This is a genomic window from Micromonospora sp. NPDC047527 (genome assembly GCF_040643015.1).
GTDB lineage: Bacteria > Actinomycetota > Actinomycetes > Mycobacteriales > Micromonosporaceae > Micromonospora.
The window spans coordinates 318,500-339,509 of sequence record NZ_JBEYTK010000002.1 but is presented as its reverse complement, the minus strand read 5'-3'; the positions used below and the strand labels follow the sequence as shown (position 1 = coordinate 339,509).

The window sequence follows — 21,010 nt, the reverse complement described above, 5'->3', positions numbered from 1 at the left end:
GGCATGTCTCGGATCAAGGAGTTCAACCTGCCCGACCTGGGCGAGGGGTTGACCGAGGGCGAGATCCTGGCCTGGCTGGTCAAGGTCGGCGACACCATTGAGCTGAACCAGCCGATCGTCGAGGTCGAGACGGCCAAGGCGGCGGTGGAGATCCCGGCGAAGTGGGCCGGGCAGGTGCAGGCGATCTTCCACCCGGAGGGCACGACGGTCGAGGTCGGTACGCCGATCATCGCGATCGACACGGACCCGGGCGCCGGTCCGCTGGACGTGCCGTCGACCACGGCGACGCCCACCGGTGACCTGCCCACTCCGTCGGCGGCCTCGCTGGCGGCGGTGGAGGTGGCACCGGCCGAGGGCATGGTCGAGCCGGGCCTGATCGGTGGCCCGGCCCCGGGCGGGCGCACGGCGGTCCTGGTCGGCTACGGCCCCCGCACCACAACCGCAAAACGCCGCCCCCGCAAGGGTGCCTCGACCTCCTCAGCGGTCGATCATGGAGTTGTGGTGGGTGACAAACCTGCCCCTACCGCCACGATCCCGGCACCACAAGTCCATGATCGGCGCAACGGGGCGGGTCAGCAGGGCGGGCTGGTGCTGGCGAAGCCGCCGGTGCGCAAGCTCGCCAAGGACCTCGGCGTCGACCTGCGTGCGCTTTCCGGGTCGGGTCCGCTGGGCTCGATCACCCGGGAGGACGTGCAGCAGGCGGCGAGCGGGGCCGCCGAGCCGGTCGCGGTCACGTCGGTGGTGACGAGCGCCGCGAGCTTCGGCGCCGACCGCGAGCAGCGCATTCCGGTCAAGGGGGTACGCAAGCTCACCGCCGAGAACATGTCCCGCTCGGCGTTCACCGCCCCGCACGTGACGGAGTTCCTGACCGTCGACGTGACCCGGGCGATGAAGGCGCTGGACCGGCTGCGTGGCCGGCGGGAGTGGCGCGACGTACGGGTCTCGCCGTTGCTGCTGGTGGCGAAGGCCGTGCTCCTGGCGGTCAAGCGGCACCCGATGGTCAACTCGACCTGGGCCGGCGACGAGATCGTGGTCAAGGAGTACGTCAACCTCGGCATCGCGGCGGCCACCGAGCGCGGCCTGATCGTGCCGAACGTGAAGGACGCCGGCCGGCTCTCGCTCCGCGAGCTGGCGGACGCGCTGAACGGGTTGGTGCAGACGGCGAAGTCCGGCCGCACCTCGCCGGCGGACATGTCCGGCGGTACCCTGACCATCACCAACGTCGGGGTGTTCGGGGTGGACACCGGCACGCCGATCCTGCCGCCGGGCGAGTCGGCGATCCTGGCCTTCGGCGCGGTGCGGGAGATGCCCTGGGTGCACAAGGGCAAGGTCAAGGCGCGTCAGGTCACCACGCTGGGGCTGAGCTTCGATCACCGGATCATCGACGGTGAGTTGGGCTCGAAGTTCCTGCGGGACATCGGCGACTTCCTCGCCGATCCCGAGGCGGCGCTGCTCGCCTGGACCTGACGGTCCGAACGCCAGGCCACGGCCGGTGTGTCACGGGTTAACACCCGGCACACCGGCCGTGTCCGTTGGGCGACGGAACAACCGGTGGAGCACCCCTCTGGCCTTCGATCGTTAGGCAGGTGTCTCAGCTCACCTAATAATCGATGGCATCTCGCCGTCTCATGCGGTTAAATAGACGCATCAGGGGCCGACAACCGAATAGCCAGGGGGACCCACCAATGAGCATGATTGAGCGAATCCGCAACCACCGCGACGCTGCCCGCCGCGCCCGTGCCATCGAGCACGCGCTGCGCTCGGCCAACTCGCCGTCGGTTCGTGACGAACTCCTCGTCATCGCCCAGCGTCACATCCGCTGACGCTCCACGACATTCCGCACCCTCCTCCAGATCGATGGCCCACCCGGTTCCGGGTGGGCCATCGGCGTTCCTCCACCACCTGGCACCGGGATTCCGCCCTGCCGCGACGCCCGGTACGGTGAGCTTCGGTCGCCACCCGCCGGCACGGCCGATGTCGAGCCGATAGAAGCTGCTCGACACCGACCGGCGACGCGGAGTGATGACCGGTGCTCCTTGGACACCTCGTGCGGCCACCGGATACGGTGCGGGGAGCCTGCACGGCGGTACGCCGGCGACGCCGGCAGCCATGCCGAGGAGACCGATCGGCACCGGCGGCCGACATGTGATGGAGGAGGCGCACCCATGACGTCCGAGGGCCCGCACCGCCCCGGCCAGGAGCCGGACGAGGTGTCACCGGGCGCCGGACCGGCGCCGTACGGCGACCGCCCGGCGCAGCCGGACAACGGCTACAACGCCGCCGGCCCCGACCTGGGCTGGGCGCCGCCGCCGCCCGCGCGGCCGAACCCGCCGGCTCCGGCCTGGGCGACCCAGTCCGAGCAGCAGTCGAACCCCGCCTGGGGTGCCGCCGCCGCACAACCCAGCGACCCCGCACAGCCCGCCTGGGCCACCGGTGGTGGCGCTCCCGAGCAGGGGCAGCCCGCCCAGTGGGCCGCCGCTCCGCAGCAGGGCTGGACGCCGCCCGACCAGGCCGCCCCCGCCTGGCCCGCCAGCGCCCCCGAGCAGCCTGACTGGGCGCAGGCCCAGCCGCCCGTGCGGGGAGCAGCGCAGGTGCCGCCAGCGACCACCGCGTGGCCAGCACAGGAAGACCCGGCCCGCTCCGGTGGCTGGAGCACCGACACCCCGCCGGACGAGGCGTCCGGGCCCGCCGGCTGGAGTGGCGCGGCGCAGGCCAACCCGCCCGCCGCCGAGTGGCGCGGTGCCGAGCCGCCGCAGCCCGCCGGCTGGTCCGGCAGCCCCGCGCAGCAGGACGACCAGTCCGGCTCCGGTGGCTGGGCAGTGGGTGCCGCCGCCCGGGACGACCAGCCGGTGTGGACTCCGGCCGAGCAGTCATCCCAGACCTGGGGCCAGCCCACCGACCAGGCCGAGCAGCCGGCCCCCGCCTGGGGGCAGGCCGAGTCGGCCGGTGCCCGTGGGGCGGCCCAGGTGCCGGCGGCGAACTGGCCCGGCCAGGACGACCCGGCCCGCTCGGGCGGCTGGGCCGCACAGCAGCAGCAACAGCAGGCGCAGCCGGCTGGGTGGGGCGACGGCGCCGACGTGAAGCAGGGCGAGCCCGCGCAGCCCGCCGCCTGGGGTGGCGCCGAGGGCCGTCCACAACAGCCGGACTGGGTGCTCTCGACCCAGGACCAGCCGGCCGAGCGGCCGGAGCCGGCGGGATGGCCCCAGACGGAGCAGGCCGGCCCTCCGGCGGCCCGAGCCAGTGCCAGTGTGCCCGGCAGCGACGCGACGCCCGGCTGGGCCGCCGCTGACCCGGGCAACGCCGCGCAGGGCGGTGCCGGTGTGCCGCAGGTCCAGCCGTGGGCTCCGGGCGAGGTGTGGGGTCGCGCCGAGGCGGAGGCCTCCGCGCAGTCCCGCGGTGGCTGGGACGCTGACCGGGGCGATGAGTCACCGGTCTACCAGCCCGGTCCCGCGCCGGGCATCTCGCCGGCCAACGCGGTCCCTCTGCCGCCGCAGGAGCAGCGTGTGCCGGGCGCGAGCCTGGCCGCCGCGCCGCCGGTCGACTACGCGCCGCCGGCCCAGTACTCCCCGATCCCCGAGCAGCCGGCGTACGCCGAGCGGGACACCCCGGACGCCGCCGCGCAGTACGAGGCGGAGCCGGCCGGTTGGGGTCGCGTCGAGGAGGCTTCGGCGAGTGGTGCCGTGGTTCCCGCTCCGCGTACCTCGCCGGAGTCCGGGGCGGGGCGTGCGGCCGTACCGGTTGCGGACGCCGGGCCGGCCGGCGCGGCGGGCCGCGCCTCGGCGAGCGCCTCGGTGCCGCTGGCCAGCCGGGTGATGCCCCCGGCCGACCAGGCGATGCGGCCGGCCAGCGCGGCCGCGCCACAGCCCCGGGTGTACGGCCGCCCGGCCCAGCCGGAGAGCGAGCCGGAGCAGTCGGCGGCGGAGGCGTTCCAGGCCGACCCAGGCTCCGAGCGCCCGGCCACGCCCGACTGGCGGAGCGGCTCCGCCCAGCCGGGCGCCCCGGACTGGCAGAACGGCGCCGACCGCCAGGGCCCACCAGACTGGCAGAGCGGTCCGGAGCGTCCGGGCTTCCCCGGTTGGGGTGGCGAGTCGTCGCCCGAGCCGCGCTTCGACGGCCGGGACCGGTCGCCGGCGCCCGACGGTTTCGGCGAGCCCGCCTCGGCCGCCGCCGTGCCACCCGCGTTCCCGCCGGGGGTGCCGTCCTTTGTCGACGCTCCCGGTAACAACCGGCCGGTGAACGGCGTCCGGCCGCAGTCCGGTGCCGAGCGCCCGGACGACCGCTTCGGCGGTCCGGCGGCACCGGTCGCCGGCTCCGCCGCGGTGAACGGCACGCCGGGCTTCGGCGGACCGGGCTTCGGCGGCGGATCGGCCACCGAGCAGGCGCCGGGGGCTCAGTTCCCGGCCTTCCCGCCGCCGCAACAGCCCGCGCCCTCCTGGGGCCAGGAGGCCGGCGGATCGGAGCAGGGCCGGTTCGACGCGTTCAAGCCGGACGCCGACGAGCCCAAGGCGGAGCCGCCGGCACCGAAGGTGCGCAACGGGCGGGTGCTCGCGGCGGTGCTGGTCGCGGCGGTGCTCATCCTGGCGGTGCCCCTCGGCCTGCTGATGCTGCTCGGCAAGTTCGGTGGTAACGACAACGCACCGGCCTTCGACCCGGCGGTCGGCAGCTGCGTGAAGCAGGCCGGTCAGGCCGCCTCGGCGGTGGACTGCGGCGAGGCGGGTGCCTTCACGATCGTTTCCAAGGTGGACGCGAAGGACAAGTGCGCCGACCCGGCCCAGCCCCACGTGGTGCTGCCCGGTGACGGTGCCAACCGGGTGCTCTGCCTCAAGCCGGCCGCGAGTTAGACCGACCGGCGGCGGGGCCACGGGCAACCGTGGCCCCGCCGCCGCCGTTCACCCATCCGATGCCGCCCCGGATCGCCCCCGCTGGTCTGCCGGACGTCGGTGGTCAGGCACGATGGGGACATGAGCGCACGAGTACGGGCCCCCGAGCTGCGCGGTCGGGGCTGGCTGAACACCGGTGGACGCGATCTGAAGCTCGCCGACCTGCGCGGCAAGATCGTCCTCGCTGATTTCTGGATGTCCTAGAAGAAGCTTGTAACTCACTGGCCGAGGGCCTAGCGTCCTCGCCATGTCCCACCATGAACACCTCGCCGATCTCTACCTACGCCTGTCCCTCGACCGTGAGGGAAAGACCGCAATCGAGCGCCAAGAGGCCGACTGCCGGGCCTGGGCCACGCGCGCCGGGTTAGAGGTCCGTACCGTCCACATCGACCGGGGCCGGTCCGGCTATAAGGCCGTCGACCGCGCCGGGTTCGACGCCGCCGTATCTGCCCTCACGACCGGCACCGTCGGGACGCTGGTCGTCTGGAAGGTCGACCGCCTGTCCCGGCGTGGCATGGGCCAGGTCGGCCAAGTCCTTGACGACGTCGAGAAGGCCGGCGGACGGATCGTCTTCGTACAGGACGGCCTCGACACGTCGCACTCTCAGGCCCGGCTCGTGCTCGCCCTCCTGTCTGAGGTCGCCCGCAGCGAATCCGCGAACATCGGCCTTCGCGTCGCCAGCGCGAAGGCCCACCTTCGCACTCTCGGCCGGTGGATCGGGGGGCAGCCGCCGTACGGCCTGACCGTCGGCGAGGACGGCCGGCTAGACCACGACCCGCGCACCGCGCCGACCGCCCGCGAGATCGCCGACCGGGCCCTGTCCGGCGAGCCGCTGGTGAGGATCGCACGCGACCTCAACGCGCGGGAGATCCCCGCGCCGCGCGGCGGTGCCTGGGCCGTCGGGACGCTGTCTACTCTGCTCAAGTCCCCCGCGTTCGCCGGGCTACTGCCTGAGACCATCAAGCGCGACGGGAAGTACACGGCGAAGGTCGTCCCGTGGCGCGACCCGGAGACCGGCGAGACCGTCGAGGTCGGCCGAGGGATCGTCACGCCGGCCGAGCAACTACAGGCCGTTCGCCTCCTCGAACAGCGGACCGCCACCGACAAGTCGGGCCGCTCTCGGGGCGTCCGCGCGCAGGTCGCCCACCTCCTAACCGGGTACCTGCGCTGCGGGGGCTGCGCCGGTCGCATGTCCGCCGCCGGTCAGTCGTACGTCTGCCAAGCCCGCCGCCTCGGCCGCCCGTGCCCGGCGCACACCACGGCGATGATCCCCGCCGTCGACCGCGCCGTGGTCGACGGCTTCATAAACCGACTCGCCGCGACGGAGCCCGGCGACCCACTGCTAGACGCCGTCGCCGAACGATGGGTCGCCCGCCACGACCCCGCCGTAATCCGCGAGCGCGCCACCATCACAGCCGCCCTGGACGACGCTAACGCCGCCCTGGTCGACCTCGAAGACGCCCGATACCTGCGCGGCGAATTCGTCGGCCCCGAGGCGGTCCAGCGTTGGACCCGGTTACACGAACGCCTAACCGCCCGCGTCGCCGGGCTGCGTCGCAACCTCGCCGAGTTCCCGTTGCCCGAGGCCGACATCAGCCCGCTACTTGATCCGGTTCTAGCTCGCGAAGCTTGGGACGCCGCGACTCTGCCCGACCGGCGCGACCTTCTCGGCCTGGCCCTGAACGCCGTAACGATCACGCCCGCCGGGGGTCGCCGGGGCTACAGGTTCGACCCCGCCGCGCGTCTGCGCTTCACCTGGGCCGACGAGCCCGAGCCTGTGCCCGCCGACGCCTGAGACCAGCCACCACAACCGCATAAGACAGGCCCCGGCCGAGCGATTCCGCCGCCGACCAGGGCCCTAACGAACCCCAGGAGGTTCGCTGTGTTCAACCCTACTGACCCCCGCGTCTACATCGCTGCTCCCGCCGAGGCCGCCGACGGGCTCGGCGCCGCCGTGGCCGCCCTGCTGGACGCCGGCTACCTGGTCGTCACCGCGACCGACGCTGATCCGGCCGACGCTGACGACCTCGTCGCCCTGGTCGCCGACGACATGGACGCCGCTCGCGCGGCTGACGTCGTCGTGACCCTGCCCGGGGCCGAGGACTTCCCCGAACCCGTCTACGCCGCGCTTCACGGCGTGCCGGTCGTGACCCTGGCCGACGTTCTGGCCAATCTGCGTCGCCTGCCCACCGCATGAACCGCACCGAACGCGCCGAGGGCGCATTGCTGGTCCTGATCCTGCTCGTTGTCGGCGTGGCCGCTGGCTGGGCCAGCTTTCCCACGTACACGCGTGGACCATGGCCAACAGCCCCGACGGGACGCCGAACGCCTTCGGCTGGGTCAACGCCTGCGTGTCCGAGTTGGTCCCGGTGGCGTCGCTGCTGGAGATCCGGCGGCGGCGTCGGGCGGGTTCGCCGACGGGGTACCCGCTCGCCCTGCTGGTCGGGGCGGCGTGCCTGTCGCTCGCCGCTCAGCTCGCCGTGGCGAAGCCGGGCGTCTCGGGCTAGCTCCTGTCGGCTGTGCCGGCGCTCGCCTTCATGGCATTGGTGAAACTCGTCTTTGCCCGGACGCCCGCCATCACCCATGACCCGCAAGGGAGGACCGCAGACGCGTCGGCCGGGGCGACCCCTGCCGGAGGTACTCCTCGCCCGGGTGAGGCCGTCCTTAGTCCTCCCGGGGCCCCCTTGCCGATCGTCCTAGCGCCGGCCCGGCCTCGCCCGCCGGTCATCCCGTCCGGCGTTCGGCCGTTGCCGGTCCTTGCCTCTGTCGGCAATCCGCCGACGATGGCCGATCCGGTGGCGGCACCGCCCACGACCGCCGCCAGAGTGTCGACGGTGCTCGCCGCGACGCCGGGCGCGACGCCTGCGCAGATCGCCGCACGCCTGGGCGTCAGTGAGCGGACTGTGCGTCGGTACCTGCCTGCCGACAAGGTGCCGACACGGCGTCGGCGGCCTGCGAGGCTGACGGCCCTCACGACCACTTGAGACCCGCATGAATGTGCGGGCCGGGGGTCGTTGGTCGACCACCCCCGGCCCGCACGCCTACACCGCAGTGCGAAAATCTCCGTCAGTGCGTTGACTCATTCCTGCGGGTAGGACCTACACTCGGGGTGATAACGCGTTATCACCGTGATAACAAGGGCCAGTCGCCTAGGGCCTGGAAACTCGTGGCGACAGGTTTGCGGTCGCTGGCGTGGGTTCGTCTACCCAGTGGGTCAGGCGAATCCACCCCGCGCGAAGTCGGTCATGATGCTGACCACCTTCAACGCCCAGTACGTAATTTGCAGCAAGATCGCTGCGGCCGTCCCTCTGCTCTGCCAGTTGCGCGGCGCGGCTTGCGGAATAAGGCTCGTTCTCCTGCTTGGGGGCTTCCTCCTCCGGCTCGACTTGATCACCTCCCTTCGGCCTGTCGCGCGCCCCAGATGGGGCGACTGATGACCGCGTTGGAGTGAAGTGATTGCGTCGCCGCAGCGAGCCTAGCCCGAGCGGGGAACCACACCGCGTAGGCCCGATCGTGAGTGCTCTCCTGATTAGTAGTGGTACACGCATACCTAGGACGACGGGCCGGTAGTCGGGCCCAACGTCTAGGCGGCTTACACCGGTGTAACTTGCGCCCTCCATTGCAGACGGTTCAGCAACCGAGGTCAAGTCGCATCGGCATCTCTCGCCGAGAACGGCTGAATCCGGCTCGTCCGAACGTCTGCGAGTCGTGAGCGCGCGGTCAACGCGCCGAGGATGCCCGGGGGTAGGCCGCACCCTTCCGAAGATCGGACTGCGCCGGCTATATGGAGCGTCGTCGGGCTGGTCGTCGGTTGTCACGTTCAGCAACGGTACGGCTGCCGATGGCTTGTGTCCCGCGAGCCTCTAGCGCTGTAGCTCGCGGACAGCGGGCACGACCGCTGAGGTTGTGCTCAACATTCAGCGCTACTTGGCGCGAAGTTCCGCGAAGTTTGGGGGAACTTCGCGGAACTTCGCGGAATGCTGGGCAACGGAGATCGTCATTCGGCCGATGCGCGGTCAACCGTTTTCCGTGCACCATGTGCTTACTCAGGCCACGCTAGCGCTGTGCCGGCGACATGCGCGGGCCTCAACGCATCGCGCCCGTCCCCAATATCGGGGACGGGCGCTTCCGTTGGTCTGGCGTTGGCTACGACCGCTCGGCTACTTGGCCGACGAACGCGACCCACGTGGCCGGGGGGAAGGTCAGCGCCGGACCCGCTGGGTCCTTTGAGTCGCGCACCGCGACGACGCCCGGAAGGTTGTCGGCAACCTCGACGCAGTCGCCGCCGTTGGAGCTACTGCGGGTGCTCTTGCGCCAGAGGGCGCCGGTCAGGTCAGCCATGATCTTGCCTCTAAGTAGTCGATGGTTTGGCGGCGTGGGAGAGCCACTGAGCGCAGCGTATCCCAGGTGGCCCAAAGGGCGGCGGTGTCGTTGGTCAGCCGTCCGGCAGCCTGATCATCGAGGTAGGCGACATCGCCGTCTTCAGTGGTGGCGATGACGAACGGCCCCGCTTGCCCGGCGTGAAGGCCCGCGTCCAGCGGCAACACGTGAACAAGCACATTCGGCCGCTGGGCCATCTTTACCAGGTGGTCTAGCTGCGGGTTCATGATCTCGGGGTCGCCACGACGAAGAGCGAATTCGTCAATCACCGCGACGAAGAGCGGGGGCTTGCGCCGGTCGAGCACCGCCGTTTGCCTGCGTAGCCGGGTCTCGACGTAGTCCGCGACCTCGTCCGGGCCGAGCACCCCACTAGCCAGTACCGCCGAGGCGTAATCGGGGGTTTGCAACAAGCCGGGAATGACCGCCACCTGAAAGGCGCGCAGAGCAGACGCCTGAAGCTCGGTCTCCACCCACGGGCGTAGCCACGCCGGTTCCCGCCGCTTCAAGACGTCCGGCCAAATGTCCTCAGCCTCACGGCCGAGCGCAGCGGCTGCGGCTGCGCGGTGGCGCGGGTGTGGGACTCGGCCGGGGTTGACCCAGCGCGCCACCGTCTTCGGGTCTACGCCGACCTGCTCGGCAAGACTTTCGACGGTCTCACCTGTGTCAGCCAATGCCACTCGTAGCGCCTGGTTCATGCCCACCTCCGAGCGGACGTCTTCGACGTCTATAGAACGTATAGCTACGTGGTGTAGCCGTCTAGCTTCGTTGGGCAAGGTGCTTTGTAGACGGCGCGGCCGGCAGGGACCAGAACCCGGCGGACGCGTTCGTAACCGGGGCCGCCCCTGACGGCGAGCACTACGGGGGTGGCCCCTTCCCAGAGCTACGAGCAGGGGGAGCGCGCGTGCCGGACCAGCCACCCGAACCGAAGCCCGATCGGCCACCCAACCGGAAGCCGGCCCCGGCGAGACCGCCGACGCCCTGGCCGCCGGGGACCTTCGTCCCGGTCGGGCTGCCCCCGGTCGCGCCGGTTGAACGCCTAAACCGCGTCCCTGATAGCCGCTGGGCGCACGCGTGAGCGGGGCCGCGCGGAAGGTGGCGACAGGCGACGTCCTGCACCTAACCCGCGCCGCGAGTGTGCAGTTCATGCGCCCGATCTTCGTGCGCGTGATTCGGGTACTCGACTGGCCGACGTACGACGGTTGGCTCTGGCTCGACGGGTACGAGCTGGGCGTGAGCGGGGACGCTGTCGCGCGGCGTTCGTTGTTCGTCATGTCCGGCGGCCTGGTTTGGCAGGACCCGCCGGCACTGGCCCCAGCGTCCCGGCAGACCGCCCGCCGCCCGGTCGCCCGTACGCCCGTGCGGGTCGGCTGATGCGCGACCAGGCGGAGCACAAGCCGTTACGCCCGTCGTGGCGTTGCCCCAACTGCGGCATCTTGTGGCCCTGCTCGGCCGCGAAGCTGCGCCTCCTCGGCGAGTTCCGCGACGATCGTCCGGGCCTGCTGGTACACATGGCAAAGGTTCAGGAGGAGGCGACGGCCGACCTGAAGAAACTCAACCCGGACGGCACATTGCCGGACCTGACCCCGCGCTTTGTCGGCTGGGCCCAACGCCGGTAGCCGTCTCAGCCGCCCGCCCCGGCGTTAGTGCCTCGTCCACCGAGGCTGACCGCCCTGGGGCGGGTCTTTGCGCTGAGCGGTGCCAGCATCACGCGGAGCGTGGAAGCGAGCCGCCGGGTGACGCAGTGACCCCCGTTTCGTCACTTCCCTATTACTACTACTAGAGGAAGAAGAAGAAGTCTTAGACATAGATACGGGAGTGACGAAACGCGCGTCACTGCGTCACTCGAAAAGGCCCGCTTCCCTGGGGCAGCGTGAAACCGCCGTCCCACGTCCGGCGTCCCGCAACGTGGGACAGGTGAACAGCTAGGGCCTCGCGGGCCCACTCACCTTGTAACGGGCGGGGCTTCTCCTGGCGCTGCGGCCGTCATTCTTCAGGCCAGATCGAGCCCGCTTTATGTGGCGTGAGCGGGCTCGATCTGGTTTTTTCTGCCGTTTATTCGCATCACGCGGAAAGGGAGGTGCCTGTATGGCCCGGTGTAGCGAGTGCCCGGCGGCGACTACGCGCACCCCCGGCTACCGCGCCCGCCTGACCTGCTCGAACCGGTGCCGTATCAGAAGGTCGGTCCGTCTACGCGCGGAGGCTGCAACGAGCTTCCGTGCCGCCGCGCAGGATCTGCTGCTGCGCCAGGCCGACGCCGTGATCGCCGAGGACCGCGACGCCCTGGCCGCGATCGAGCGTAAGGCGGCGCGGCTGTTTGGCACCGAGCCAACCGAGAAGGCGGCCTGATGGTTCAGCCTTTCGAGCCTGACCCGGCGGTTGCCCAACTGATCGCCGAGAAGGTGCTGGCGGGCGCGGCGAATACAACGTCACGACCGCCGAACTACACGCGGTTGTGTGCCGTCGGCTACCGCGGAGTTCAGCGACGAAGAATCCCGCGGCGAAGGCTTGGAACGTCCGCCACCTGGCTGCCGATCTCGGCACGCTCGGCATCTCCGCCAGCCGCAGACGCACCCGCGCGGATAGCCGCCCCTGGTTCTTCCGACTGGTCTGAGACGCCCCCTCGGAGGGCCTGAGTCGTTCCCAGCCTTCCCCCGATTCCGACCCGCACCTGATCCCCCCACACAGAGCGTCTGGCGGGGGGATTGCAGCACACCCAGAGGAGACACAATGGCCACGAGCATCGGCGACCTGGTCGCCCCCGACTACGGCATCCCGGCCTGGGTCCTGGACGACCCCGCGTGCCCGTCTGCCGTGCGGACCGCGTTCGACGCCCTGGACGCGGCGAACAACGCCACCGCCGCCGAGCGGGACATGGTTGAAGCGATCCGCGACGCCATGGCCGACAACCGCGCGGCGATCGCCGCCGCGATCCGAGCTGGAAAGAACCCGCCCGCGCCGATCTTTCAGGAGGTCACCGACGAGCGCATCCGTCAGGCCGAGCTAAAGATCCGCGCCGCGCTGAACCGGGCTTACGCCGCCGCGCGGGTCTACGAGCAGAGCATTCCTGCGAACTACGAGGGTCTGCGGCCGATCCTCGCCGCCCGCCTCCCCGAGTTGGCCGAGACCTCGGCCCGCGCGATCCGCGAAGCGCGCGGCGCGTACGAGGAGGCCGACCGGGTCGCCTCGGCGATTACCGGGCTGGACAACCTGCGCGTCATGCACCGTCCGGCGAGCCCTGAGCAACGCGCCGCGCTGGCCGCCCACCACAACGCCGCCCACCGGGCCGACCCGAGGAACTTCCCCGGTCGCCTGTCCCGCCTCGGCATGGCATGGGACGACCTCACCGTCTGCGCGAGCGGCATCCCGGCGGACCTGATCGCCGCCGAGCCGTTCACGGGGGCGTGACCGTGACGAGCATGGACAACATCAGCAGCAAGGTAGACCGCGCCATCGCCGGGGCGCAGGAGGGCGACAAGATAGCCCGAGCCGTCGCCGCTGCCCAGGATGCCGAGCGGGTGCGGACCGAACCGCCGGCCCGCGCGAACCGGGCTTGGCTGGTCGCCGACGCCGCCAAGCGCTACTCCCTCGGGGAGGACCTAGCCGCCAGGATCACAGGGAACTCCCCGACGGAGATCCAGCGCGAGGCCCGGACCTTGGCGCTAGACCGGGCCCGCGTCGCCAACGACGCCGCGCGGGACGCCCAGCCGGAAGCCCCGAGGCCCGCCCTGGTATCTGGCCGGACCCCGGCCGATCAAAGCCTGTACGACTTCGATCCGACCGACGTGGTCCGGCAGGTCCGCCAGACCTCCTAGCGGCACGGACATGAGGGCCCTCGGGGATCTTGTACCCCGGGGGCCCTTGCGCGTCCTTGGTGCCAGGGCCGTGACTGTCCAGCTACCCTTACCGCGTCCCGGTGCCGGACCACCCCCGGCGACCCCGGTGGCCCGGCTCCTGACTCGGATGCCCAGCACGCCGCGTCTCGCCGTGACCGCCGCGAGGTCGCGACTGGCTCAATGCCAAAATTACTGACCGTGACCCTGGGGGAAGGCCCCCTCGGCCCCGCTTCCCCCACCGAAGCGGCATAGCGCCTTCCTGTTCGTACGGGCATAGGGGTCGCTATGGATCTCACCGATACACTGCGAGCCCGTCAGCGCGAGCGTCCTGAAGGTCCCCTCTTCGTTCTGGAACTCCCTCTTTCTGGCTTGGTCTCGAAGGCGTTGCCCTCACGCCGGCTGGCCTGAGCCGAGCGCTGCTCAGAAAGGGTCTTGCCGGGTACTTCCTCCGCCTTCCTTGGGTGGACCTGAATATATGATTCGCGGCTAGGTCTGTTCGGAAGCCAGGGCCAAGAATCGTCCCTAGCCCGGAAATCCCTAATCCCCGAAGCTGGAAGGCCAATCTCTACCCGCATCGCATTCCGCAGAACCTCGAACATGTCCCGAGCCTGAAACCATCCGGGATAGTAATCGGTGAACCTTCCTCGCATTTCGACTACTGCGGTGATCTCCATAAGGGCGGCACTCGTCCTGTCTGCAAGATCCGCCACTAGCGGGTTGGCCATCAATTCCACCTCTAGCAATGCTGGCTGAAGTACCTCCTCCCAGCGCTGCCAGTAATCCATCAGTCCTTCGTCAATGAATGACTCGTACTCTTCGCTTACCTCCTCAGTACCGTCGTAGGACAGGAAGACCGCAGTTTCGTCGATCTCTCGAAGCATCGACTGAACGAGTGTGAGGTAAGCGGCGTAGGCGTGCCGGCGGTCGACTAGCCAGCGGCGGGAGTCCTCGGCGGCTAAGCGTCGCGTCTCATTGCGTCGAGTGATCCAGCCAGTCAGCAGGACACCGCCCAGTCCACCCCCTAGCGCGAAGGCCCCGGTCAGCAGCGAAGGCATGAGTTCAGGTGGCACGCATCCACAGTAGGCACGTGCCGCTACGTGCCGCCGGCTCCTGTCCTCTACTGGACCAAGGCGTAGCAGGGAAGCAGCGCCAGCGAGAGTAAGGCCCTCCCCACCCCAACCACGCCTTGGAGAAGCTTGGTGGACTGTCCGGCGCGTCGTTCACGAGGGGTGGGCACCCCGAGTCCATTGTGGTTAGATGCGCCGCATGACTTCCCTCGGTGCCGGGTTGACTACAGAGACGCCCACGCTGTTGATAGTTGCTGATCTTGGCGACATGCCGAGGCTGTCCCAGGTTAAGCGTTACGTTGACCAACTTGACCGCGTGGGTTGCGTTGGAGAAGCTGTGGGCAGGTTCCGGGCTACGAGGGGGAACCATCCACGACTGAGCCTTGCGGCGCAGATGAGAGTCGTCGGAAACCCGAGCCTTCATGTAGCTCGCATGCGCCTCGAAAGTCCATTTGAAGTTGTCCTGACGACTGTGGCCGAGCAGTTCTCACCAGTCGCGTACGGCGTCGCTGGTATCGCAGCCATGGAGCGAATTGTTCGGCTTATTATGGACTGGCAGAAACACCGGATGGAGATTCTCGAAGGTGCATCGCCTCGTGTGCCCCGCCCGTTGGTAGGTCCTGAACAAATAGCACGCGAGACCGTGGATCAGGCGTATGAGGGCCTGCCGGGCGTATCCGACGAAGAGCTAGTGGAGGCAATTGAGGCTGCCCGACAGCCAATCGAGCTACTGTCGCGCGTCCGGCTAACCCGCATTGAGTCGTCGGGCACCGGCCGTTAGCAGTGTCTCGCAGGAATCAATCATCCACTCTCGGTCAAAGACTCCGTGAGGCTAGGACTCCTCGTCGGCCGCGATCTCCGCAAGCCGAGGGCCTCGGTCCTTGAGGCACGGCGGGTTGCCGATGTCGAACAAGGTGAAGCCCTCGTCCGCCGGGGTGATCCGGTCGACCGAGGGCCTCACTCAGGGGCTAATCCTGGTCCGAGTCGCGATCCCGATCCCGCCGGACAAGCTGGTTCAGCACCGTGAGAACCGCCACGGCAACGAGGGCCGGGGTTGCGGCCTTTGGGTTTTCCATGACCAGGTAGCCAGCGAGAACGGCCGCCACCAGCAGCGCGAGACCCCTGGGCGACACGTCGCGGTTTCCAGGGGCCTTCTTAACCTCGTCCGTGTTGCGACGTACTCTGCTCACAGGCGAGCCTCCTTGTTTCTTCTTCGTCGGAAGGGCTTGGTGATCTCGTTACCTGCACTCGTTGACGCGAGTGCTGTTCACGACGGCACCCGTTGGCGCGGGTGCCGTCGTCGTACTACCCGGCGTGCTGGCCGCCCTCGGTGTCGGTCGACCCCTGTACGTCGTCTGGGGCCGCGAACTGGGTCCACGCGATCAACTTGACCTGGGGCTGCACCATTTCCGGCATGCCTCGGACTGTAATGGCGCGGCGCCTCCCAGCCCAAGCCAGGCGCGCCCCGTGCAATGTCGGTCACCCATGTCGATGTGAAACCCGCCGAGAGAGCCCAGTTAAGTCCTACCGGGACGGTCCGAACTGGCGGACCAGCGGGATCACCACCCGGTGATTCCCAGCGCCATCAACAGCTTGAACGCCCCACCCTCGGCGGTGCCGGGCGGCGGGGCGCTTCGTCGTTGTCGTGGGGCTAGTCGGACTCTTCTGCCATGATCTCGGCGAGTCGCTGTGCCTCGGGGCCGTCGAAGATGCCCATGTCGAATATGACCTCAGCCGGCACCCCGCGCCGTCGACTTCCCGGCCCCGATGGAGACGTCGACCGTCGGCCGAATCTGCGACGAGGTCGAGGTCCGCGAGTACGCCGGGAAGCGTCGTGAACGTAACGACGGCGGCGCGGGCTGAGACGCCTCGACGCTTTCTGTCGCTCGGGTCACGAGGACCGATACGGAAAAGCCTCGCCGTGGCAGGCTGACAGGCATGGCAACGACAGCGCGTGTACGTGCACCCGAACTCCGGGGCCGGCAGTGGCTTAATACGGGTGGACAAAACCTGACACTGCAGGATCTTCGAGGTCGTTGCGTCATCTTAGATTTTTGGACCTTCTGCTGCATCAACTGCCTGCACGTGCTCGACGAGCTGCGGCCGCTGGAGGAGAAGTACGGCGACGTACTCGTCGTGATCGGTGTGCACTCGCCGAAGTTCGAGCACGAGAAGGACGCCGACGCGCTGGCCGCCGCCGTGGAGCGGTACGGGGTGCACCACCCCGTACTCGACGACCCTGAGCTGGACATGTGGCAGCAGTACGCGGCCCGGGCCTGGCCGACCCTGTCGGTGATCGACCCCGAGGGTTACGTGGTGGCGACCATGGCGGGCGAGGGGCACGCCGAAGGGCTGGCCCGGTTGATCGACGAGCTGATCGCCACCCACGAGGCCAAGGGCACTCTGCACCGGGGTGACGGCCCGTACGTCCCGCCGCCGGCACCGGAGACGACGCTGCGCTTTCCGGGCAAGGCGGTGCTCCTGGAAGGCGGCAACCTGCTGGTCTCCGACTCGGCGCGGCACTCCCTGGTCGAGTTGGCCCCGGACGGCGAGACGCCGGTGCGCCGGATCGGCTCGGGGGACCGGGGTCGGGCCGACGGGCCGGCGGGCGCGGCGACCTTCTCCGAGCCGCAGGGGCTCTGCCTGCTGCCCACCCACGTCGCCGAGGTGGCCGGTTACGACCTGGTAGTCGCCGACACGGTCAACCACCTGCTGCGGGGCGTACGGCTGGCGTCGGGTGAGGTGGTCACCGTGGCCGGCAGCGGCCGGCAGTGGCGCGCCTCGGTCGACGACCACGCGCACGACGCGCTCGCCGTGGACCTGTCGTCCCCGTGGGACCTGGCCTGGTACGACGACAAGTTGATCATCACGATGGCCGGTATCCACCAGCTCTGGTGGTTCGACCCGATCAAGCGGACGGCCGGCATGTACGCGGGCACGACGGTCGAGGCGCTGCGCGACGGCCCGCTGGCCGAGGCGTGGATGGCGCAGCCGTCAGGGCTCTCCGTCTCGGCCGACGGTGCCCGGCTGTGGATCGCCGACAGCGAGACCAGCGCGGTCCGGTACGTCGAGAACGGGGTGCTGGGCACCGCCGTCGGGCAGGGCCTGTTCGACTTCGGTCACGTGGACGGGCCGGCGGAGTCGGCGCTGCTCCAGCACCCGCTCGGGGTGTGCGCGCTGCCGGACGGCTCGGTGCTGGTCGCGGACACCTACAACGGTGCGGTGCGCCGCTTCGACCCGGCCACCTCCCAGGTGTCCACGGTCGCCGACGGGCTGGCCGAGCCGAGCGATTTGGTGCTCACCCCGTCCGGTGAGGTGCTGGTGGTGGAGTCCGCCGGGCACCGGCTGACCCGGCTGGCCCCGGGGGCGCTGTCGGCGGCCGGCGCGAGCACTGTCGACGGCCCCCGACACCGCACCGAGCGCAAGCCGACCGACGTGGCGGCGGGTGAGGTCACCCTCGACATCGTCTTCACCCCCGCGCCGGGGCAGAAGCTGGACGAGACGTACGGGCCGTCGACCCGGCTGGTGGTCTCCGCCTCCCCGCCGGAGCTGCTGCTGGACGGTGGCGGCACCGGCACCGAGCTGTCCCGCCGACTGGTGCTGAATGGCGAGGTCACCGGTGGGGTCCTCCAGGTGACGGCCCAGGCGGCGACCTGCGACGCGGACGTCGAGCACGCGGCCTGCCACCTGACCCGGCAGGACTGGGGTGTCCCGGTCCGGGTGGTCGACGGTGCCGCGTCCCGACTTCCCCTGGTGCTGCGCGGCCTCGACGCCTAACGGGCGAACGGGGCGACCTGGACCCCGGCGTCGATCAGGGAGGCCCGGACCAGTTCGGTGGCGGAGACCGCGCCCGACGTGTCGCCGTGTACGCAGATCGACTCCACCGGGCAGGGGATGACGGTGCCGTCCACCGCCACCACGGTCCGTTCGGTGGCCATCCGTACCGCCCGGGTGGCCACCTCCTCCGGGTCGGTGATCACCGCGCCGGGGGTGCCGCGCGGCACCAGCGACCCGTTGGGCAGGTAGCCACGGTCGGCGAACGCCTCGGCGACCACGGGTAGGCCCGCGCCGACGGCGAGCTGGGCGAGCACCGAGCCGGACAGGCAGAGGACGGGCAGTTCGGGGTCGTACCCGCAGATCGCGGCGACCACCGCCGCGGCCTGCGACTCGTCGGTGGCCGCCGCGTGGTAGAGCGCGCCGTGTGGCTTGAGGTAGCGGACCCGGGTGCGGAAGATCCGGCAGAACGCGTCAAGCGCCCCCAACTGGTAGGTCACCTCGTCGCGTAGCTCGGCGAAGTCGTACTCGATGCGCCGCCGGCCGAAGCCGGCCAGGTCCCGGTAGCCGACCTGCGCGCCCACCGCGACGCCGTGTCGCGCCGCGCCCTCGCAGACCCTCCGCATGGTGGACGGATCACCGCCGTGGAAGCCGCAGGCGACGTTCGCGGAGGTCACCAGGGCCAGCAGGGCGTCGTCGTCACCGAGCCGCCAGATGCCGAAGCCCTCGCCCAGGTCAGCGTTGAGGTCCATGGAACCTGACGGTAGTGCCTGGCCGGGCCTGCGCGAGCGGGGTCACGTCGGTGACCACCCCGATGACCGGGTATCCACCCGTGGTCGGATGGTCGGCGAGGAAGATCAGGGGTTGCCCGTCCGCCGGCACCTGCACCGCGCCGAGCACGACGCCCTCGCTGGGCAGTTCGCCGGTGACCGCGCGGGGCAGCGGCGCGCCAGCGAGTCGCGCGCCGACCCGGTTGCTGACCGGGCTCACGGTGTACGCGGTGCCGAGCAGCCGGTCGAGCGCGGCGGGGGTGAACCAGTCGTCGCGTGGACCCAGGCGCACGCTCAGGGTCAGCTCCGGCGCGGGTGCCGGGCCGACGGTCAGGTCCACCGGCGCGGGTTTCCCGAGTGGAACGCCCTGCGGCAGCCGGTCGCCGTCGCGCAGCGGGGCCGGGCCGAGCCCGGAGAGGGTGTCGGTGGCCCGGCTGCCGAGCACCGGCGGCACGTCGATCCCGCCCGCCACGGCGAGCCAGCTCCGTACGCCTCGACGGGCCGGACCGACCTTCAGCACCGTTCCCGCCGGCACGGTGAGGGGACGTCCGGTGTCGCCGGGCCGGTCGCCGGCGCGGACGACGACGTCGGCGCCGGTGATCGCCACGGTGGTGGCCCGGGTCAGCCGCAGCGTGCAGCCGGTCAGGGTGATCTCCAGGCCGGCGGCCTCCTCGGGGTTGCCGACCAGCCGGTTGGCGAGCCGCAGGGCGCTCGGGTCGAGAGCGCCGGAGCGGGGGACGCCGAGGTGCGCCCAGCCCGGCCGGCCGAGATCCTGCACGGTGGTGAGCGCGCCGGCCCGGAGCACCTCGATCTCGGCGGGGCGGGTCATGCCGTCGCCAGCCGGACCGGGGTGCCGGGGCCGAGTCGGGCCGGCGGGTCGTCGTCCACGTCGAAGAGGGTCAGGTCGGTCCGGCCGACCAGCAGCCAGCCGCCGGGGGACGCGCCGGGGTAGATGCCGGCGTACGGGCCGGCGAGGGCGACGGAGCCGGCCGGGACGCGGGGACGGGGGGTGGGCAGCCGGGGCAGCGCCAGATCGGCGGGGAGCCCGGTCAGGTAGGGGAACCCGGGGGCGAAGCCGCAGAAGGCGACCCGAAACGGGGTGTCGGTCAGGCGGCGCAGCACGGTTGGCACGTCGACCCCCCAGTGGTCGGCGACGACGGGCAGGTCCGGCCCGTCGAACTCGACCGGGACGACGACCTGCACGCCGTCGGGCCGGTCGTCGTCGGTGCTGGCCGTGGCGGTGGCGGCGACGGTTGGTGCCCAACTGGCCAGCAGGTCGGCTGTGGCGGCGGGGTCGGACAGGCCGTCGAGCAGGAGGGTGCTGGCCGCCGGCACGATCTCGACGGCGCTCAGGTCGCCCTGTTCGCGACGGCGCCACAGCTCGGCCCGCCAGGCTTCGACCAGGGCGGCCTCGGGGATGTCGGCGGGGGCGGTGCAGTCGAGGAGCAGTGCGTACGCCCCGACGGATCGGATCCGCATCGGCTCATCCTCGCCGATGCCGTGCCGGCAAGGAATTCATCGGGACGGTGCCGGGCGTCACCCAGCGCGCTTACTTGAAGGTAACCTACGGTGGCGTAACCTATTGGCGTGACCACCTCCGCACCGCTTCGCCTGAAGCCGGTCGACATCGGCAAACCCCGGATGCGCGGCTGGCTGCACACGTACGCCTTCTTCGTCGCCCTCGCCAGCGGCATCGTGCTCTGCTCGATCGCCGCCACCCGGCCCGGATGGGCACCACTGGTGAGCTGTCTCATCTACAGCCTCACGGTCTGCGGCCTCTTCGGCACCAGCGCGTTGTACCACCGTCGTGTGTGGTCGGAGCGCGGCTACCAGTTGATGCGCCGGATGGACCACTCGATGATCTTCGTGTTCATCGCCGGCACGTACACACCGCTCTGCGTCATGCTGCTCGAACCGCGACAGGCCACCGTGATGTTGGCCCTGGTCTGGGGTGGCGCGCTGGCCGGCGTGGCGGTCAAGGTGGCCTGGCCGCACGCGCCCCGCTGGGTTTCCGCGCCGCTCTACCTGGCGCTCGGCTGGGTCGCGGTGGCCATGCTTCCCGAGATCCTGCGCGGCGGCGGCGTCACCGCGCTGGTGCTGCTGATCGTCGGCGGCGTCATCTACAGCGTCGGAGCGGTCTTCTACGCGCTGCGCCGCCCCAACCCGTGGCCCAGCGTCTTCGGCCACCACGAGTTCTTCCACGCCTGCACCCTGCTGGCCGCGCTGTGCCACCACATCGCGATCTACTTCGCGCTGTTCGCCTGAGCCAGGGCATCGCCCGGCCCTCGAACGCGTGAGCTGGCTCC

At 70.6% G+C, this 21,010-nt stretch carries 22 protein-coding genes and 2 pseudogenes; 15 read left to right on the top strand and 9 right to left on the bottom strand.

Annotated elements, in window-relative coordinates:
• Window positions 1-3 precede the first annotated feature (3 nt).
• From ABZ808_RS10395 to ABZ808_RS10360, 8 genes and pseudogenes are all read left to right on the top strand, one after another.
• Window positions 4-1,467 (top strand): dihydrolipoamide acetyltransferase family protein, encoded by a 1,464-nt coding sequence (locus ABZ808_RS10395; protein ID WP_357004804.1) that lies wholly within the window; start codon window positions 4-6, stop codon window positions 1,465-1,467.
• Between the two features lie 218 nt (window positions 1,468-1,685).
• Window positions 1,686-1,823, top strand: coding sequence for a hypothetical protein (locus tag ABZ808_RS10390; protein WP_357003448.1), 138 nt, complete (start codon window positions 1,686-1,688; stop codon window positions 1,821-1,823).
• A 342-nt stretch (window positions 1,824-2,165) separates the two neighbouring features.
• Window positions 2,166-4,841, top strand: coding sequence for a hypothetical protein (locus ABZ808_RS10385; protein ID WP_357003446.1), 2,676 nt, complete (start codon window positions 2,166-2,168; stop codon window positions 4,839-4,841).
• 120 nt (window positions 4,842-4,961) lie between these two features.
• Window positions 4,962-5,084 carry a hypothetical protein gene (locus ABZ808_RS10380; RefSeq protein WP_357003444.1) on the top strand — a complete coding sequence of 41 codons (123 nt, stop codon included), beginning with the start codon at window positions 4,962-4,964 and terminating at the stop codon, window positions 5,082-5,084.
• Window positions 5,085-5,127: 43 nt separating this feature from the next.
• A complete protein-coding gene (locus ABZ808_RS10375) occupies window positions 5,128-6,675 on the top strand; it encodes a recombinase family protein (protein ID WP_357003442.1) in 1,548 nt (515 codons plus the stop codon).
• Window positions 6,676-6,762: 87 nt separating this feature from the next.
• Window positions 6,763-7,077, top strand: a complete 315-nt coding sequence (locus ABZ808_RS10370; protein ID WP_357003440.1) for a hypothetical protein — start codon at window positions 6,763-6,765, stop codon at window positions 7,075-7,077.
• 100 nt (window positions 7,078-7,177) lie between these two features.
• Window positions 7,178-7,387 carry a hypothetical protein gene (locus ABZ808_RS10365; RefSeq protein WP_357003438.1) on the top strand — a complete coding sequence of 70 codons (210 nt, stop codon included), beginning with the start codon at window positions 7,178-7,180 and terminating at the stop codon, window positions 7,385-7,387.
• 360 nt (window positions 7,388-7,747) lie between these two features.
• Window positions 7,748-7,852: pseudogene (locus ABZ808_RS10360) on the top strand (IS21 family transposase); the annotation flags it as partial.
• A gap of 1,174 nt (window positions 7,853-9,026) precedes the next feature.
• Here ABZ808_RS10360 and ABZ808_RS10355 read toward each other — a convergent pair.
• Window positions 9,027-9,221, bottom strand: a complete 195-nt coding sequence (locus tag ABZ808_RS10355; RefSeq protein ID WP_357003436.1) for a DUF397 domain-containing protein — start codon at window positions 9,219-9,221, stop codon at window positions 9,027-9,029.
• Window positions 9,209-9,955, bottom strand: coding sequence for a DUF5753 domain-containing protein (locus ABZ808_RS10350; RefSeq protein ID WP_357003434.1), 747 nt, complete (start codon window positions 9,953-9,955; stop codon window positions 9,209-9,211). Before ABZ808_RS10350 ends, ABZ808_RS10355 begins: the two co-directional genes overlap by 13 nt.
• Window positions 9,956-10,403: 448 nt before the next feature.
• Here ABZ808_RS10350 and ABZ808_RS10345 point away from each other — a divergent pair, with 448 nt between their 5' ends.
• From ABZ808_RS10345 to ABZ808_RS10330, 4 genes are all read left to right on the top strand, one after another.
• Entirely contained in the window at window positions 10,404-10,631 is a 228-nt protein-coding gene (locus ABZ808_RS10345) for a hypothetical protein (protein ID WP_357004801.1), read from the top strand.
• Window positions 10,631-10,876, top strand: coding sequence for a flavin reductase (locus tag ABZ808_RS10340; protein ID WP_357003432.1), 246 nt, complete (start codon window positions 10,631-10,633; stop codon window positions 10,874-10,876). The genes ABZ808_RS10345 and ABZ808_RS10340 overlap by 1 nt, the downstream gene beginning before the upstream one ends.
• Before the next feature lie 1,111 nt (window positions 10,877-11,987).
• Window positions 11,988-12,665: a hypothetical protein gene (locus ABZ808_RS10335; protein WP_357003430.1), complete on the top strand. Its 678-nt coding sequence runs from the start codon at window positions 11,988-11,990 to the stop codon at window positions 12,663-12,665.
• A gap of 11 nt (window positions 12,666-12,676) precedes the next feature.
• Window positions 12,677-13,072 carry a hypothetical protein gene (locus ABZ808_RS10330; RefSeq protein WP_357003428.1) on the top strand — a complete coding sequence of 132 codons (396 nt, stop codon included), beginning with the start codon at window positions 12,677-12,679 and terminating at the stop codon, window positions 13,070-13,072.
• 335 nt (window positions 13,073-13,407) lie between these two features.
• Here ABZ808_RS10330 and ABZ808_RS10325 read toward each other — a convergent pair whose 3' ends face one another.
• Entirely contained in the window at window positions 13,408-14,163 is a 756-nt protein-coding gene (locus ABZ808_RS10325) for a hypothetical protein (protein WP_357003426.1), read from the bottom strand.
• A gap of 196 nt (window positions 14,164-14,359) precedes the next feature.
• On the opposite strand from ABZ808_RS10325, the gene ABZ808_RS10320 reads away from it, so the two are divergent.
• Window positions 14,360-14,941 (top strand): hypothetical protein, encoded by a 582-nt coding sequence (locus ABZ808_RS10320; protein ID WP_357003424.1) that lies wholly within the window; start codon window positions 14,360-14,362, stop codon window positions 14,939-14,941.
• A gap of 51 nt (window positions 14,942-14,992) precedes the next feature.
• On the opposite strand, the gene ABZ808_RS10315 is transcribed toward ABZ808_RS10320, so the two are convergent.
• The 3 genes and pseudogenes from ABZ808_RS10315 to thyX all read right to left on the bottom strand — a co-directional run.
• Window positions 14,993-15,121, bottom strand: coding sequence for a hypothetical protein (locus tag ABZ808_RS10315; protein WP_357003422.1), 129 nt, complete (start codon window positions 15,119-15,121; stop codon window positions 14,993-14,995).
• Between the two features lie 7 nt (window positions 15,122-15,128).
• Window positions 15,129-15,350, bottom strand: coding sequence for a hypothetical protein (locus ABZ808_RS10310; protein WP_357003420.1), 222 nt, complete (start codon window positions 15,348-15,350; stop codon window positions 15,129-15,131).
• A 127-nt stretch (window positions 15,351-15,477) separates the two neighbouring features.
• A pseudogene (gene thyX, locus ABZ808_RS10305) lies at window positions 15,478-15,567 on the bottom strand (FAD-dependent thymidylate synthase); the annotation flags it as partial.
• A gap of 531 nt (window positions 15,568-16,098) precedes the next feature.
• Between thyX and ABZ808_RS10300 the strand changes: the two are divergent.
• Window positions 16,099-17,937 (top strand): NHL domain-containing thioredoxin family protein, encoded by a 1,839-nt coding sequence (locus ABZ808_RS10300; RefSeq protein WP_357003418.1) that lies wholly within the window; start codon window positions 16,099-16,101, stop codon window positions 17,935-17,937.
• Here the strand turns inward: ABZ808_RS10300 and ABZ808_RS10295 are convergent.
• From ABZ808_RS10295 to ABZ808_RS10285, 3 genes are read right to left on the bottom strand one after another with little or no spacing between them, the layout of a single operon-like run.
• Window positions 17,934-18,686 carry a 5-oxoprolinase subunit PxpA gene (locus tag ABZ808_RS10295; RefSeq protein WP_357003416.1) on the bottom strand — a complete coding sequence of 251 codons (753 nt, stop codon included), beginning with the start codon at window positions 18,684-18,686 and terminating at the stop codon, window positions 17,934-17,936. The two genes, ABZ808_RS10300 and ABZ808_RS10295, sit on opposite strands and share 4 nt — an antisense overlap.
• A complete protein-coding gene (locus ABZ808_RS10290) occupies window positions 18,670-19,533 on the bottom strand; it encodes a biotin-dependent carboxyltransferase family protein (protein ID WP_357003414.1) in 864 nt (287 codons plus the stop codon). The genes ABZ808_RS10295 and ABZ808_RS10290 overlap by 17 nt, the downstream gene beginning before the upstream one ends.
• Window positions 19,530-20,183 carry an allophanate hydrolase subunit 1 gene (locus ABZ808_RS10285; protein ID WP_357003412.1) on the bottom strand — a complete coding sequence of 218 codons (654 nt, stop codon included), beginning with the start codon at window positions 20,181-20,183 and terminating at the stop codon, window positions 19,530-19,532. The genes ABZ808_RS10290 and ABZ808_RS10285 overlap by 4 nt, the downstream gene beginning before the upstream one ends.
• A gap of 108 nt (window positions 20,184-20,291) precedes the next feature.
• On the opposite strand from ABZ808_RS10285, the gene ABZ808_RS10280 reads away from it, so the two are divergent.
• Window positions 20,292-20,969 (top strand): hemolysin III family protein, encoded by a 678-nt coding sequence (locus ABZ808_RS10280; protein ID WP_357003410.1) that lies wholly within the window; start codon window positions 20,292-20,294, stop codon window positions 20,967-20,969.
• The last annotated feature ends 41 nt before the right edge of the window (window positions 20,970-21,010 follow it).

Excerpts from the sequence above, each read along its gene's own strand:
- ABZ808_RS10395 (WP_357004804.1), top strand. The coding sequence starts at position 4 with ATGTCTCGGATCAAGGAGTTCAACCTGCCCGACCTGGGCGAGGGGTTG.
- ABZ808_RS10390 (WP_357003448.1), top strand. The coding sequence starts at position 1,686 with ATGAGCATGATTGAGCGAATCCGCAACCACCGCGACGCTGCCCGCCGC.
- ABZ808_RS10385 (WP_357003446.1), top strand. The coding sequence starts at position 2,166 with ATGACGTCCGAGGGCCCGCACCGCCCCGGCCAGGAGCCGGACGAGGTG.
- ABZ808_RS10380 (WP_357003444.1), top strand. The coding sequence starts at position 4,962 with ATGAGCGCACGAGTACGGGCCCCCGAGCTGCGCGGTCGGGGCTGGCTG.
- ABZ808_RS10375 (WP_357003442.1), top strand. The coding sequence starts at position 5,128 with ATGTCCCACCATGAACACCTCGCCGATCTCTACCTACGCCTGTCCCTC.
- ABZ808_RS10365 (WP_357003438.1), top strand. The coding sequence starts at position 7,178 with ATGGCCAACAGCCCCGACGGGACGCCGAACGCCTTCGGCTGGGTCAAC.
- ABZ808_RS10355 (WP_357003436.1), bottom strand. The coding sequence starts at position 9,221 with ATGGCTGACCTGACCGGCGCCCTCTGGCGCAAGAGCACCCGCAGTAGC.
- ABZ808_RS10350 (WP_357003434.1), bottom strand. The coding sequence starts at position 9,955 with ATGAACCAGGCGCTACGAGTGGCATTGGCTGACACAGGTGAGACCGTC.
- ABZ808_RS10345 (WP_357004801.1), top strand. The coding sequence starts at position 10,404 with ATGCGCCCGATCTTCGTGCGCGTGATTCGGGTACTCGACTGGCCGACG.
- ABZ808_RS10340 (WP_357003432.1), top strand. The coding sequence starts at position 10,631 with ATGCGCGACCAGGCGGAGCACAAGCCGTTACGCCCGTCGTGGCGTTGC.
- ABZ808_RS10335 (WP_357003430.1), top strand. The coding sequence starts at position 11,988 with ATGGCCACGAGCATCGGCGACCTGGTCGCCCCCGACTACGGCATCCCG.
- ABZ808_RS10330 (WP_357003428.1), top strand. The coding sequence starts at position 12,677 with ATGGACAACATCAGCAGCAAGGTAGACCGCGCCATCGCCGGGGCGCAG.
- ABZ808_RS10320 (WP_357003424.1), top strand. The coding sequence starts at position 14,360 with ATGACTTCCCTCGGTGCCGGGTTGACTACAGAGACGCCCACGCTGTTG.
- ABZ808_RS10300 (WP_357003418.1), top strand. The coding sequence starts at position 16,099 with ATGGCAACGACAGCGCGTGTACGTGCACCCGAACTCCGGGGCCGGCAG.
- ABZ808_RS10295 (WP_357003416.1), bottom strand. The coding sequence starts at position 18,686 with ATGGACCTCAACGCTGACCTGGGCGAGGGCTTCGGCATCTGGCGGCTC.
- ABZ808_RS10290 (WP_357003414.1), bottom strand. The coding sequence starts at position 19,533 with ATGACCCGCCCCGCCGAGATCGAGGTGCTCCGGGCCGGCGCGCTCACC.
- ABZ808_RS10285 (WP_357003412.1), bottom strand. The coding sequence starts at position 20,183 with ATGCGGATCCGATCCGTCGGGGCGTACGCACTGCTCCTCGACTGCACC.